Annotated in this window: 12 protein-coding genes; 11 read left to right on the top strand and 1 reads right to left on the bottom strand. The window is 38.6% G+C overall.

Annotated features, from left to right (window positions below):
* Positions 1-215: 215 nt before the first annotated feature.
* The 4 genes from HP548_RS02555 (at position 216) to HP548_RS02540 (ending at position 2,361) form a co-directional block, all read left to right on the top strand.
* The gene (locus HP548_RS02555) at positions 216-509 is read left to right on the top strand and encodes a hypothetical protein (protein WP_175380785.1); all 294 of its coding nucleotides are present in this window, start codon (positions 216-218) and stop codon (positions 507-509) included.
* A gap of 149 nt (positions 510-658) precedes the next feature.
* Positions 659-1,258, top strand: a complete 600-nt coding sequence (locus HP548_RS02550; protein ID WP_175380784.1) for a hypothetical protein — start codon at positions 659-661, stop codon at positions 1,256-1,258.
* A gap of 82 nt (positions 1,259-1,340) precedes the next feature.
* Complete coding sequence (locus tag HP548_RS02545) at positions 1,341-1,631, top strand: hypothetical protein (RefSeq protein ID WP_175380783.1); 291 nt, start codon at positions 1,341-1,343, stop codon at positions 1,629-1,631.
* A 1-nt stretch (position 1,632) separates the two neighbouring features.
* Positions 1,633-2,361 carry a hypothetical protein gene (locus tag HP548_RS02540; RefSeq protein ID WP_175380782.1) on the top strand — a complete coding sequence of 243 codons (729 nt, stop codon included), beginning with the start codon at positions 1,633-1,635 and terminating at the stop codon, positions 2,359-2,361.
* 51 nt (positions 2,362-2,412) lie between these two features.
* On the opposite strand, the gene HP548_RS02535 is transcribed toward HP548_RS02540, so the two are convergent.
* A complete protein-coding gene (locus HP548_RS02535) occupies positions 2,413-2,913 on the bottom strand; it encodes a hypothetical protein (protein ID WP_175380781.1) in 501 nt (166 codons plus the stop codon).
* Between the two features lie 299 nt (positions 2,914-3,212).
* Here HP548_RS02535 and HP548_RS33650 point away from each other — a divergent pair, with 299 nt between their 5' ends.
* The 7 genes from HP548_RS33650 (at position 3,213) to HP548_RS02500 (ending at position 15,339) form a co-directional block, all read left to right on the top strand.
* On the top strand, positions 3,213-3,779 hold the full coding sequence (locus HP548_RS33650) for a hypothetical protein (RefSeq protein WP_175380780.1): 567 nt from the start codon (positions 3,213-3,215) through the stop codon (positions 3,777-3,779).
* A gap of 233 nt (positions 3,780-4,012) precedes the next feature.
* Positions 4,013-5,080: a hypothetical protein gene (locus HP548_RS02525; protein WP_175380779.1), complete on the top strand. Its 1,068-nt coding sequence runs from the start codon at positions 4,013-4,015 to the stop codon at positions 5,078-5,080.
* Positions 5,081-5,164: 84 nt separating this feature from the next.
* Positions 5,165-6,547 carry a hypothetical protein gene (locus HP548_RS02520; protein WP_175380778.1) on the top strand — a complete coding sequence of 461 codons (1,383 nt, stop codon included), beginning with the start codon at positions 5,165-5,167 and terminating at the stop codon, positions 6,545-6,547.
* Positions 6,548-6,690: 143 nt separating this feature from the next.
* Complete coding sequence (locus HP548_RS02515) at positions 6,691-7,074, top strand: hypothetical protein (protein WP_175380777.1); 384 nt, start codon at positions 6,691-6,693, stop codon at positions 7,072-7,074.
* A gap of 76 nt (positions 7,075-7,150) precedes the next feature.
* Complete coding sequence (locus HP548_RS02510) at positions 7,151-7,576, top strand: hypothetical protein (RefSeq protein ID WP_175380776.1); 426 nt, start codon at positions 7,151-7,153, stop codon at positions 7,574-7,576.
* Positions 7,577-8,496: 920 nt separating this feature from the next.
* Entirely contained in the window at positions 8,497-13,515 is a 5,019-nt protein-coding gene (locus tag HP548_RS33880) for an OmpL47-type beta-barrel domain-containing protein (RefSeq protein WP_175380775.1), read from the top strand.
* Between the two features lie 384 nt (positions 13,516-13,899).
* Positions 13,900-15,339 (top strand): hypothetical protein, encoded by a 1,440-nt coding sequence (locus HP548_RS02500; protein WP_175380774.1) that lies wholly within the window; start codon positions 13,900-13,902, stop codon positions 15,337-15,339.
* Positions 15,340-15,592: the final 253 nt, after the last annotated feature.

Here is a 15,592-nt window from a genome sequence, read left to right as displayed (position 1 = left end):
TGAGGAAGGTAGGGTAAAATGTCTGCACTATTACTGAGTCCAACGACTTGTAATTAGTATTACATTGGTCCGAAAAGAAAGAGAGTTTCCTTCAAACATCAATTTAAACAGTCATAGGACTATTTCAAAAGCTCATTATCATTTCGATGATACTGGGCTTTTTTCTGTTCTTGTTGGTGGATTCTTTGAAGGAGAGTACAAAAAGGAGTGATATTTTGAAAGTTGAGCGGACACAGGAAGGTGGACTGAAAAAACAAGAATGGTTTTTTATAATTACGTCGGATCTTAGTGGACACAAAATAAATGTGTCTGTTCGTGATTATTTTTCTCTGAAAAGAGAAAGTAAACGCCATGCTTTTAAGACTTGTGAGTCTTATGAGCAATCCAGGTGGTACAAAACTGGTCCAGATAGAGTGAGTAAGGAGAATGTACCTTTACCACAGGATGTGTTGGACGAGGTAAAGAAAAGGCTTGTTGCAGGCATAACATTCAATGTATCGATTGATTGATCGAACGAACTATTCATGATCATGAATAAGCTTCACCCATATATTAAACCAAACTGCATTCATTATTTGAGTGCAATACGAAAGTCTCTATTTTGGCCATAAGCCGATTTAGGGACTTTTTTTATTTTCTATAAAAGCGAGGGAATACAATGTCCAGAGTAATAACTATTAAAAATTTAGATTCCGTTATGCAGTTAAATGTCACAGGTGACTGGGGACCCGCGGAAAACTCAATTAGCTATCCTGGTAGTCGGGTTGAGTATACGACTATTGAAGGGACCAAACGATATGGTATATCAAAAGGATGCAACGGATTTAATCATGTTCTTGTGACCATGGAAGACAACCTCCATACTTCATTCATTGAAAAGGGCAGACTGAAATTGACAGATGATTCAAATAAACCATTGGAAATTCCTAACGACTGTATTAAGAAGTATCTAAAACTGTATCCGTACATCGGAAACGAAAGTGTAGATGAAATATTATCATACGGCAGGTCATTTCATTATGAGCCTCTGTACTTCTTCCTAAACAAGAAGTATCACATTATTCTACAGAGACCTGATTTCGAATGGTTACAGTGCGCTGCCAAGTTTCCATATTGGCAAAGGATGTTTGAACGATTAACGAAATTCAAATTACCCGATCAATGTACCAGTGATGAGCTGCTTCAGTTAATGATCAATCATCACGAAAAGAATGAACAAATAGATCAAGTCATATTTGACTTAGAGTTCGATCAATAAAACCGTATCGACGTAGAAAACTGATGAAAAACATAGCTGATATAAATGTAACAACAAACGAATGTACTGGGAGATGTTATATGTGAAGGATCAATTACTAATAGAAAAAATAAATGAATTGGAAGGTATCAAAACGAGAGTTCTGAACATGTTTCACTTACATGAATTGTTTGTAGATGATGTTCTAGTCGGGTATATTCGAGCAAAAGATGATAAGGGGATAACGGTCATTCCTGCACATAAGTTTGCAGTAGATGTTGGCAAAAGTTTTGATGTAAGAGCAGAAGCATTTCATCAGATGATTGATAATTTTAGGACTTCAAAATGTCTGAGTCTGTATCCACTCAAAGAAGCCAACTGGAGGTTGAAATGATATGTCAGTAGATTATCAAGCAAGTCCCACTGAGACACTTCAGGATAATTTGCAAATCGTATATAAAGAGTATTTAATGCTGGATAGACTAAATAAATTAAGTGGAGAAACAGCTATACTCTGCTACAAGGATGACTTAGTTGATCTTTCTATACCATTCTCTTTTTTACATATGTGGTATACGACTGTTCTGATGAATTCTAACGTGCCAAAACCTATTAAATTGGGTTCAAAGGATTCTTACCTTATCATCCGAAATTCTATTCATGAATTGATTGAGTGTAACGATAGCTATACCTTCAATTATGTTGGGGGTAATACTTTTTCCAGGTTCAAAAAGGCTCCTGAAGAAGTCTGTTTGGGAAAAGCCAGTTTCTCTTTAGAATCCATTATAGGAAATGAGGAGGGTATTTTCCCAGAGATTGAAGCTGCAGAAGTAGAGATGCCCTTTGAACAAGTGAAAACGCGTCTATTAGGTGCAACAATGAAAATTCATATACCCATATCTGATGACTGGATTCGTTCTATTGTGAGCTTACCCTTCACTCTTACGGGGTTCGAATTAAAAAGAAAAACAATTACACTTCTAGGGACGAATGGGGTGGCTGTTACGTTGAAAGGGTACGCCGGACTGAGGTCATATAGGGATAACGTATGTATCTCAGTGATTGATAAGAAAAAGCGCAACTATGATGTTACGCTGTGTAGCAAATATTATGATCCGAGATAGATGATTTACCACTAGGGGTGCTATTCAACCACAACGGTTGAATAGCACCCTTTATTTTTTGCTTTTAGATCTATCATTTCGTTGGATTTCCCTCAATTCTTTTTCTCTTAATTTTGGTTCGTAGTATGTCTTCATCACAATTTCGTGTATTTTAATATACCGACCAGATAATTTAACCAGCCCGAGATCCTCAAACTCTTTTAACTTACCAAGCTGGCGGTCTTGCTTAATAGTTCCAAGGCGTAATCCCCATTTGGGTTCTGCTTCATTTGTAACCATGACTTTATCCATAGCCGACATACAGTTGAAACATAGTGTCATATGTACAGGCTTGGTTGTCTTATATTGAAAATTCAATAGCGTAGGATCTTCATTTTCTTTAATCCAGTTGTTGCACTGGGTACACTGTTTTTCAGATTTAAGAAATGTAAATCTTTCTAATCGAAATCGCAAATCATTAAGTTCATGATTCAGCAAGCTTTGAACAACATAATTAATTTCTGTAGGGAGTTTGCTACTGATTACTTTATATTCTTCAATTGTAGACTCCATCTCCGTAATCTTTTTCCTCATGTCCTCTACGATCGACAAATCAAATCACCTCATATTTAATGAATTATTCTAATTAGATTATTATTATAGACTAATTGGAATAAAACATTCAATAGCGATGTTTTAATATATTCTTGAGGTTGATATGTAGCAACATAAAAGGGATAGAGTCCTTTTATGTACAGTCGAACTATTAGAAACAAGCTAAATGAGTAAGGAAAATAGAATTTGTGAATATCTCTCTATGTGAATGGATATAAATGAAATTAACTATAACTTAATCATAGGGAGCGATACCAATGGAACAGGAACAACGTAAAGATGCTTGGGATGCTGATGCAGATCTGTACTTAGCGCAAACAGTCTTGAAGCATATTGAATCAGGAAGCACGCAGCTTAAGGCATTCGAAGAAGCCGGCGAAAAGTTATCAAGAACAAGTGGTGCTTGTGGATTTCGATGGAACGGAGCTTTACGAAAAAGATATGAAACAGCAATTGAAAAGGCTAAACTAGTTCGGATTCAAAATAAAGATCAACAAAAGATTATCATGATTAATGAATCGAAGCCTGTACTGGTGGAAGAAACTAAAGCAATAAAAATCGAAAATGGCGTAATTACATCATACCCATCTGATCTAGATATACTATCAGCTGTAAATGAGGCTATGGATCAGGTGAGTAACAGCATGAACATCCTCAGACAGATCATTGATACATTGGAAGGCCGACTCAAGACGGTAACAGATAGAAACACACAATTACAAAGCGAGTACGCAAATCTCCAAAATGAGATAATTAATGCTGTAGATATGAAGGTTTTCTTAAGAATTGCTAATACGTTAGATTCTAAACAATTCATTGGATAATAAATTGATGAAGTAGCTGTTAAGCTACTTCTTTTTTGTTGTATAGATAAATTCATTCCGTATAATATTAATCCGATGTATGTATTACAGATTTGAGTCAGTTTGATTAGGTAAGCATATGAGAGACTGGACACTGGTAATGGATTCTTTCAGGTGTTGAAACTGTCTTTGTTTGAACGGCATGTACATTGCTATAATATGGGTAGAGGATTGACACCAGGGGAGGATTTCTTTTGAATAAACAACAGCTTGTATCAGCAGTATCGGTATTGTTGAATAGAGGGCAGGATGATAACACCGGCATTTTTATTAATAGGAATCATGATAATATGGTTAGAGAACTTCAAAATTACATAGAAATGAACAAAAGCCACCTTGGAGGGAGTGTAATTCTGAATTTTACCCAAGCCATGAATGATCACGGAGTGGATCTCATTCTTGAAATTCCTGATCGCGTGAAGATTGGGTTTCAGATTAAAAGTCACTACGATGTTACAGAGGACAACTTTGCAGCCAACGTAAAACGTCAGTTTGCTGAATCGTTTGCGCATGGTTTGGACAAGTGGATACTCATAATTTGTGCCCCACTTCATGATGGTATTAAGAACAGGGAACCCCGTATCGCTCATCTGATTAACGAAATGAGCATGTTTAAGACTAATATGTTCGCTATCTATAACCCCAGACATGCGGCAGCACTGTTCCAACAAATGAATGCACTATCTGATACTGACTTTAATGCAGAGTATCAGAAATTAGCGAACATAGAAGATTCAGAAGCAGAGACTCTTAAATTGCTTCAAAAACTGCTGAACACAGATCAGTCCACAGCTAGGAGTTACTTATCACGACGGAGCTTAGCCACTGCTACACTGCCAAAGACCCTCTCTAGGATGAACGAGGTACTGAAATGGAATTTGTCAGAAGATGAGTTGAAAATAACTCTAGATTCCTGTATCTCCTACCTTAAGAGATTAGAAAACCTTACCCCACAATCTCGTGAATTCTTGACTGGCTTTTTAGAACGTGCGGAACCGTCTGACGGTCAAAAAATGAGAGCACTAAGTCGTGAGGTCGAGAATCATCTCAGATCCAGCGTGGCTACATGTAAAAAGGAAATTGAAGTGCTTACGCTTAAAGAGATGGCCTATTACGATAATGACTGGGGTCAAGACACATTTGTTAGTGGAGATGGTGGGGTTGGTTGGCCAATCGTGTTTAGTCTCGTAGAATTCGCCCGCCATGAGCAGATATCATTGGATAAGATTTTCTCTGAAATGAACTTTTCATTGTTAGACTAATACTAAATTTTAAATTATCCGGCATTAGTACAGAAATAGTTCGTAGCAGATCGCAACAACTTATTATATACAGGAGGTTTTACCTTGACGTTCGTATCGGTGAATAAAAACTTAATGAATAATCATTTGAGTGAATCTCAGTTAAGGAAATTAATCAATATATATTATGGAGATAAGGTGAAGTATGATGACCTGGGAGAATTTGAACAAGGATTGTATGATTTTCTGAAAGAAGAGTTTCCTTCGCCGGAACGTTTGAAACTTGCATTGGCTGAGGTGACACAATCGGGGGATTTATCAAAAGATTTTTTTGATATGGCTATTGGCTTTCAGAATGCTGCAGTTGAAATTGCTTCATTTCTTTTGGAAGAAAAGAAAAATGCCTATCTAGATACATTTATCTTTCCAATGACATATTTGTATAGACAAGCTTTGGAGCTTCTTCTTAAATCACTTTATTATCAAGAAATCAAAACTTCATCAGACAGAATATCTTTTATACAAAGAACAAGACACGATCTGAGTTCTTTGTATAATGAAATATTAAGCTTATCCATTAATAAAGATCATGAAAAGAAAGGTTATACCTGGTTGAGTGAATTCTTCAGAAACATCAGCATATTTGATCAGATGTCAGACTCATTCAGGTATCCGTTCAAATTTGAAAAGGTAGAAGATGTTTTTGATGAGAAATTAACGATGAAAAATATATTTGAAGAACGTAGAGATGTTGATTTAATTAAGCTATCAAACAAGTTTATCCTTGCGTTCGCACTAATTAAAAGACTATTTGAAGAGACGACTATAACGCCAGATGAGATCTCATACACAGAGAATTTAGAAGATTTCATCGAGAACCCTGGTTATAGTACTGAATTTTTAGAGGAAGGTGGGGGTTATAAGCAAAAATCTGTTTTCGGTAATGACTATAAAAGAATTACCATCAATCGTTTTGCTGATGCGTATAGTGAATGTGCAACTCATCTTTACCAGAAGCATGTAGAAAATTTAGCTGCAAATTCGATCCGTGATTTCAACAGTTTTTTCGCTGTTTGTTATTTATTTCGTAATGCTATAGAGTTGAGTTTAAAAGGACTAAGTATGAAGTTACTAGATAAAGATGAGGCAATTAAGCTGATTCGTAGCAAAAAGCATAACTTATATTGGTTGTGGAAAGCGACACAGACTAAACATTGTGAGGGGCCGATGAGTTCTATTAATATTCCACATCCAGAACAAATCGAATTCTATGTGAAGTTAATACATGAAGTGGACGCGTCATCTTCACGTTTTAGATATCCTGCTGACAATGAACTCAACTCATATTATCCTGATCCGTATCGTTACCACTGGGGTATCCATTATTATTTATTGAGTACATGCTTTGAACGACTCAGAAATACTGAGTATATCATTGATGACGAACTTGAAAGTAGAGAAGAATCACGTAGAGATGTACAAATATAATTAGGATTGGAAAAATGAGCAGGCTGCAAAATTCAATCTAGCAGATGCTCATTTATATTTCTAGTCGGGTAAACGGTGTAAGAGTTGGTTTCTACTCGACATCTTTTTTTTTAATAAAAAATTGGAGGGAATAAAATACGATCATGTATATTGAAGCCATAAGAAATTTTACTGTAAATAGAAGTAATGGTACAACTAGTCTAAAAATAGATCAATTTTCTGATTATGAAAGTATAGAAATCTCATCGTCTATTATTGTGCAATTAAAGTATTTTCTTTTGATTAATGAGTTAGAAGAGAGTTGGAATAAAATCTGCCCACAGTGGATAGCTTTTCCTGAATTAGATGACCTAACTGAAGATCATATGAAAATGTTAGATCAATTAAATCACCCGAAATTATGTTTGAACTTCATGGAAGTAAATCAAGTCCTTGAGAAAGCTAACAGCTACAATCGTGAGTTATACAGTCATTTTCTAGAATTAGTGGCATTATGGCAGGAGGGATATAACATTTTTATTTCTTGATATGTTGATTCGCTGCAGTTGAGAATTTAGATGCTAGTACAACCGGTCTATTTAAAATTGAGGTGATTACCAACAAATGATTAAACACATTACTGTAGATGGTCGAATTTCGCTTCCTAAAGAGCTGCAAGAATTGTACCAAATGGATGCAGATACAGAACTAATTTTAAGTACAGGTGAAGAAAATATTATAATGACAGTTCGAAACAACCGTTGTATTTTATGTGGATCTACAGATAACACTGTCATTTTTAAAGCACATAAGGTGTGCAAGACCTGTGTAGAAAACGTAAAGAAGGAAGCAAGGCTTATACCGAAACCAACTAAAGTTACATACGAAGGCTACCTTCCTCCGAAAGTAAGGGATTATCATAAACTGTTGTTATCACATCCAGGTTTAAAACAAGAAGAAGCAGCAAAAATTTTAGGGGTTTCACAAGCTAGGATATCAAAAATGAAGATAAAACTGATGGAGATTAAGGATTTTTTAGGAATGGAGTGAGTGCTTTTAAGAAATCGAGGGACATAGGTAATAGCTATGACTGCTCCGGATATGCCTTTAAACTTATGAGTATGTAAACAGTGTTTGGGTGTGACAATTCAATGTAGAACATGTATCTACATCAAAACAAATGTTCAATAGAAAACTGAATAATGTATATATCTGAAGCAGGTGGGATAAACTATATTTATGACCATTTTTCCTCTCTCAGTTAATGAGTAAGCCGATCCTTGATGATGTGGATCGGTTTTTTTGTGTTACTTGATGAGGAAGTTTAAATTGATTTCCTGTGTAATTCAAGATATACTTTAATCACACAAACTGAATACGCACATAATATCACTACCGTAGATGCGGCGTGCTAGAGTTCCCTTTTTTATATAGGGCTTCTCTTAGTACGCCGCATTTTTTGATTTTTCGAAAGGAGGTTGATTGTAAACAATAGGAGTTAGCTATATCTTCAACTCTTCAATCAATCAATAAATTATACCGTTGAGAATGAATAGAAAGGAAAAGATATGAAGAAAAAATCATTGATTTTGTTTGTGATAGCGGCAATGATATTCAGTTACTTTCCTCCTCCAACTGCTTCAGCAGCTACATACGCATGGGACACATATCACACCGAATCTTATCAAACTGGTGGTGGTTATTATCAGTCCTATCAGTATTGTGTCCAATACACTCAACCTCCTGGAGGGGGCACTGCAACATGTACGGGATACGCAACTGGACAGCAATGGGTAAGCCCATCTTACTCTTCCAGAGAAGTTTATGATGGGAGAGTAACTGCGCAAAGTAGGAATGCTTACCCTGACAACGGGTACTCTGGAAACACAAGATACGTGTATTATGGAGTCCTCAACAGTAACCCAATAATTCAGATAACTCAGACTAACCAAATCAGTAGTACTGGTGATGTGAGTATAACAGGCACTGTTTCTGATCCGGACAATGATAATGTAGTTGTTTCTGCTTCTCTAAATGGCGTACAAAAGACGATTACTGTCACCGGTACAGCCAGCGCAAAAACATGGTCGTTAACATGGAGCGGGAGTCAGATTGCTGAAGGATCATACACGAATATCGCTGTAAAGGCAACGGACCCTAATGGTGGCGTATCCAATTCAAACTACACGGGGCAGATTTTAATTGATAAAACAGCGCCTACCATTCCAAGTGTAAGTTTATCTGAAACAGGTTGGTCTAAAACCCCGGTAACCGTTACGATTACGCCGGGAACGGACAAAGCCGGTGGAAGTGGAGTTAAGGGAACGGATTATCGACTTAACAATGGGAGTTGGGGTAACTGGCAAGAATACAAAGGCACCCCTTTCCTGATAGATCAAGAAGGCCAAACAACGATAGAGGCAAAAACTACTGATAAGGCAAACAATACAGGAGATACAGCTTCAGTAGTCGTTAAGATAGACCGAATGGGACCATCTAAACCGGGAGTTACAGTAACTCCTAGTGGAGACTGGACAAAAGAAACAGTTTCGGTCGTTCTTACACCAGGGGCGGATGCCGGGGTAGGGACAGAGAAAACACAGTATAAGTTAAATAATGGTTCATGGGTAGATTACAAGGGAACTATTGTTTTGCAAGATGAAGGTACTTATGAGTTGTCGGCTGTGTCTATCGACAAACTGGGGAATGTAGGTACTGAACTACAACAAACCATAAGAATTGATAAGACATTGCCGGGTCGCCCGGATGTGCAGTTGTCCGATGATTCTTGGACTAATAAAAACGTAACGCTTACTGCTTCACATGGCATCGATACAGGCAGCGGCCCGGATTACTCCGAGTTTTCAAGAGATGGGCAAACATGGACGAAGTATCTAGCACCTGCAGTTATTCAAGATTCGGGTGAATGGACATATCAAGTTCGCACCGTTGACAAAGCAGGCAACATTGGAGAACCAACCCAGGTGATTGCTAAAATCGATAAGCAAGCACCAGGGAAACCTGAACTGAATATTACATCGGATAAGCCTACTCAAGATCCAGTGGGCATTACATTAATCGACGGCCATGATGAACTGAGTGGCGTGTCCTATAGCCAAGTTAAAATTGGAAATGGAAACTGGGAGCTATACAAAGGAACTTTTGAAATGGATTCAGAGGGAATCACAGATTTGTGGGGTCGGACAATCGACAATGCTGGGAATGTTAGTTCAGAGGCACATGCGCAGGTATTTATCGATCGAACAGCACCAACACCCCCTATACACACTGTAACAGATACATCTTGGTCTAATCAGGACGTATCATTCGAGTTAGGCGGCAGTCAGGATGCAACAGATGTCACATATGAATATAAAATTGGAAGTGGATCTTACCTTACCGGTGATCGGGGAACTCTGACAGACTCTGGCGAATATGTAATCACTGCTCGGGCCATAGATGCCGTCGGACTTAAGAGTTCGGAGATTGAATTTACTATCATGATAGACAAAGAACTTCCAGAGGTAGTACTGTCGCCTAATGGCCTGAACTGGTCTAAACAGGGCAAAGACGTACAAATTACGCCAACGGATCGTTTATCTGGAGTGGCTGCTCCAACCTATTATGAGATAAGTCAAAGTGCTTCACCAAGTGGTTCATGGCAGACATTGCCTAGCAATGGAATGGTATCAGTGGATGAAGGAGAAGGAACATGGTATGTTCACACAAAAGTGATTGACCATGCCGGCAATGTGGGAACGCATACATCCAATCCGTTTCAGCTACAGGAAATACCAGACGTTCCTGAGCTAACTGCGAACGCATTGAGCGCGTCTGAAGTTAGACTGCAATGGAACCTACCAAACAATCGGTATACAGATGGTTATTCATACACCATTAAAAACTTAAATACCGGTAAGGAAACAACGTTGGTTTATCCAACAAATGAATATATCGATCAGCAACTAGTAGGTGGTGAAAATTACACTTACCAGGTGACAGTAAACAATCATGTGGGTGCGTCTGAAGCCCGCGCTGAAGTGCAGACATATCCGGACAGCCCGATAGTTAATATTAAGCCTGTTTTCCGGACACCTGATTCAATGAATGTAACGATAGAGCCGGTTCAAAGTGCCACGGAATACAGATTGGTACTTACTGATCATCAGGGGCAGGTTCGCCATGACTCAGTGGCATCAGCGACACAGCAATCTTTAACTGGTTTAGAACCAGGGAGTCTGTATACCTTACAAGTTTGGGCAATGAACGCAACAGGAGCAAGCGTCGCAACGAGTACTGGCTTTTTAACCTTACCATCCACTCCAATTGGATTCACGTCAGTGGAGATTAAAGAGAACAGTATTACAACCGAGTGGCAAAGTGTAACAACAGCAACCTATTATGATTTGTACCGTGGTGAAGAGTTGCTGTTCCAAGGATCAGACCAAGATCTCAGTTATGCAGATTTGGGCCTAACAGCTGGAACAAACTATACGTATTCAATCTCTGCTGGTAACGATACAGGGGAGGGCGAATTGTCCAATCCGCTGGAAGTCCTGACTCTACCGGCTCAAATGAATTCTTTGAAATTGAGTAACTACAGCACAATGGGATTCTTAGCTCAATGGCAAAGCGTACAAAGCGCACATTCGTATCAACTGCAGGTAACTGACCCTAATGGATTGCAAGTGATGGAGTACAACGGGGCTGATTTGCAACATGAAGTTACAGGCCTAACAGCTGGCACTGAATATACCGTATCACTTGTAGCTATCAATCATACTGGACAAGGAAAGGCTCAGGAGCTCCGATCGTTTACGCTGCCAGAGCAAGTTGATTCAGTTGAGGTAACCAGTATAGAGGAGACGCAAGCAGATGTACTGATAAGTAATGTTACCGGAGCGACAGTCTATAAAATTGTTTTAAATGATGGTACAGAATATGTTACTACTGATTTGATTTACACCATGACACAGCTTAAAGGTAGTACAACGTATACTGGTACTGTGGTAGCAGGGAACAATTCAGGATTCGGAGCACCATTTTCATTTGGATTTACAACGAAACCATCTCGGCCATCTGGCCTACAGATTCAAAAAGTAGGCGAAAGAGAGCTGGTACTGGGATGGACTGCTGATTCAACAGCCGAGAGGTATTGGGTGACGGATGATCAAGGAAATCTAGTTGAGGTTACTACACCTTCTCTTCGGATATCTGATTTACAGCCAGGTACCGAGTATCGGTTTGCTGTAGCGGCCGAAAATGCATCTGGCTCGGGTAAAGCATCCGAGATTGTCTGGAGCACAAAAACGGAAGCACCTGAATTAATTCAGGTTGATGCAGATTATACTGAAGCTACCCTGACATGGACAGATCCACCAGGTGCTATTCGGTACGTGCTGAAAGATGAGGCGAATGGCTATGTGTACTACAATGGATCACAATCAGCCGCACAGTTAACTCAACTGCAAGTAGGACATGCATATAATCTAACGTTGTATGCGGTCAATAAGACAGGTGACTTATCTAGTGGAGTTCCGGTTCAGCTCGTTACCAAGGCACAGTTAAGCGAAGCTAACGCGAAAATTACGGAAGTTAAGTCTGGATCGGTAACGATTGAGCTGAAAACAGTAGGACAAGAAGTTTTAAAATACGTGATTGAACGTGATGGACAGGAAGTTGCCAAGGTGGACATAGGTAGCGGGGAAGTTATCTATATGGATAAGAATCTTCAACCCGGAACTGCTTACAAATACGAGATTAAGCCAGTTAACCAGGGTGGTGAAGGGCGCGGAATTGAGTTAACCGCAACAACGGCGACAGGTCCCGTATCTCTTAAAGACTTGGAGATAGTGACCGGCACTGATTCGGCTGAAATTCGATTCCCAGAAGTGGAAAACGCTCAAGAATATGTAGTGATTGATGAGCAAGGGACAGAATTGTGGCGTGGAGATAAGCTACCAATCCGAATCGATGGTCTGCAACCTGGAACATCGTATCCAGTGCAGATCGTCGTGGAAAATAGCGACGGTATTCCTTCAGAGAGCGTACGTGTAGAGCTGTGGACATTACCACCAGCTCCAAGCAATATCACAGCGACAAGTACAACACAAACCGTTACACTTGATTTTAAACAGGTAGATACTAAAGGTTATACCCATCTGGTGATCTACCGTAATGGTAAGGAGGTTGGCCGAATTAAGGCCGGACAAACACGATTTATAGAGACTGGTTTGGTTCCAGCAACCTCATATGAGTATAAAATTAAGGCAATGAATCCAGGCGGCTTGAGTCTGGAAGGAACAACGGTGTTAGCTTGGACACAAGCCGAACCAACAGCTTCTAATCCAAATCCACCTTCAAAAACCGAAGAAACTAAAGAAGAGGGAAATGAGATTAAGCCAGAGGATAATACAATCCCAAGTAACACAAATTCAAATACAGGTATCTTCAAAGATATCTCAACTAATTTCGCTAAAAAAGAAATTGAAAGTTTGGCCAAAGACGGGATTATTAAAGGCATTACATTCGAGATGTTTGCTCCTGATAAGCAGATCACACGAATGGAATTCGCTGCATTGATCGTCCGTACCTTGGCCGTGAGTCCAGATGAGTCGATCACCCTGACCTTTAAAGATGTTAACGATGCTGCTTGGTATGCACCAGAACTAAATGCAGCCATCGTTAATGGGATAGCAAAAGGTTTTAGTGCCCTTGAGTTTCGTCCAGTAGCTCTTGTCAATCGTGAGCAAGCAGCTAAAATGTTAATCAATGTTCTATTAAGTGAGGGGGCTAAACCTGAAGCATCTGTACAGCAGTTTAACGATGAATCCGATATTGCGGTATGGGCTGCCCAGGATGTAAAAATGGCTATGGAGGAGCAATTAGTGAAGGGATACCCTGATAATACTTTCCGGCCAAAGAAAGGTCTAACACGTGCAGAAGCAGCTACATTAATATATCGTCTAAGAGAACTTTCACAAAAATAATCGTAATGCCGTAGTAAAAAGAGAAAGTGCTAATAACAGTACTTTCTCTTTTTTTTACAAAAATTGATGGACATACTAAACAGAGTTTCATTCTCTTAAAGGTGGTTCAATTGTCCAAGGAAAACGAAAGAATACTCCAATCTATGTTGTTGATCGCCATGGTTACAACTGTACTTAGTTTGAACCCGATCCATTAATGCTTCAGTAGTGAAATGTGTTTATATCTAAGCACTCAACAACGTCCAAAACCAAAAGTTTGAGTGGAGCAATTTGAGGTGTATTTCCATTTTTTATAATTTAACTCTTTTAACTCACCAAACTTTGGACAATAATGGATATAACGAGTTCATTACCAAAAATGGCTAAGTGATAGGGGGATAGGGAATGGGCAATTACCAATTCATATTAGAATGGTACTCAGCTGGTCAAGATTATGTGGCCAAATCTAAGGATACGGTTTTCCGTTTACATCGTGAATATAAGACATTAAAGAAATACTCAAAAACTCTAGAGTATGCATTCTACAAATTGCAGCAGCGTAAATCATCAAATAACGAGTACCGTGATATGGGATATGAGTTCTACTTGCCAGTACAATTTGATTATGCCGATTTAGTTAGTAAGTACAGCATCGATGGTAAGTATTGGGATGATGCCAATGAGATGATCGATAAAACGGAGGAAATCCTTCTTTGCAATTTCTTTATTGAAGACGACATTGAGGAGCAAAAGAGTATCGTAGAAGTCCCAACAAGTATCCCCCCCATTGCCTCTCGAATGATTGTAAAACAATTAAAACGTAAAGAACTTATATTTGACTTAGACGAGTATGAAATTAGAAGTATTGAGGATATGATCATGCGTGCCATTCAAATTTACCGGTCATACGATTTTTCGGAAATTGTTAATGAAGATGGTCATTTAGATCCTATTCATTTACGCGAATTTGAACTCCATCTTAAAATGTGCATGAGTGAGCCAACTATGTACTTTGTTGGAGGCTGGAGAGAAATCTTTAATGGCCAACGTCATTTACATGATGATGAATGGTTATCGGACTCACTTGAAGAAGAGAGTGAAGAAGAGGATGTTTTGGATACTTCATCGGACTATCAAGAATATCAAACGACGAGAGTGAATAATCACAAACCTAAAACACGCATACCTGTATCTGGTTATATATACTTAGTTAGAATTTCTAAATACAACCTTTATGGTTTTAGAACAACTAAAGGAGATAGCGTCCGTGATACTCTCTTTACACAATATGGACAAATGCATCAGCTAGAGATAGTTTCACATTTCAAGAGTGACGACGTAAATAGAATGTTCAGATTTGTGAAAAAGCAGTTCGAACACAAATTGGTTACTGTTAAAGAAGATGGGCTCTCGGGATTAAGTTGGTTTAACCTTGACCAGGATGATATTTTGACCATTACTAGTTTGGATTTTCAAGAAGACATTCATATAAAACTCAATCAATTGGATAAAGAGCAAGACACCTGCTTGAAACCAGGCGGTTACTTAATGCTTTTTCGAGATAAAAACGGTTCCTATTTACTTAGAACAACAACGAAACGAAACTATCAAAATCTCATCAACAGAGCTCGCGTTTTAGATTTTGCTGAGCTCACAATTGGTTTTCTAACCAAAGATATCAAGAGATTGTTGGATTACTTTGACTCTAACTTCAAAAGCTACCGTGATCCTTCTCAACACGGTTTAAGCAAGAGATACTTTTTTGATGAGCTTGATATCACAGAAAGACTCCAAATATTATCATTGCACGAGCAACTTCAAATTGTTGAGGTTGTTACCGCATAAATGACTGTATGGTTTGTGAATAAGTCGATCAAAAATTATAGCTTCCATACAATTGGTCCCGATTCTTGACTCCTGCAGCTAAGGCCGGGTATCTATTTTCTAGTATTGGATGGGCGTTTATAGACTTTTGAAAATGAGATACGATCAAATAGTGTGTAATCTGTGGCCTACATTCACTACAAGTCCTTATTCTAACTCTGCCATCCTAGGATATAATATGATGATATAGCAGAGAAACGGTTTAATGTTTAAT

Origin of the sequence: Paenibacillus taichungensis (assembly GCF_013359905.1) — a bacterium.
Taxonomy (GTDB): domain Bacteria; phylum Bacillota; class Bacilli; order Paenibacillales; family Paenibacillaceae; genus Paenibacillus; species Paenibacillus taichungensis.
Note: the sequence above shows the minus strand (reverse complement) of the source record. Positions and strands in the feature narration are given on the sequence as shown.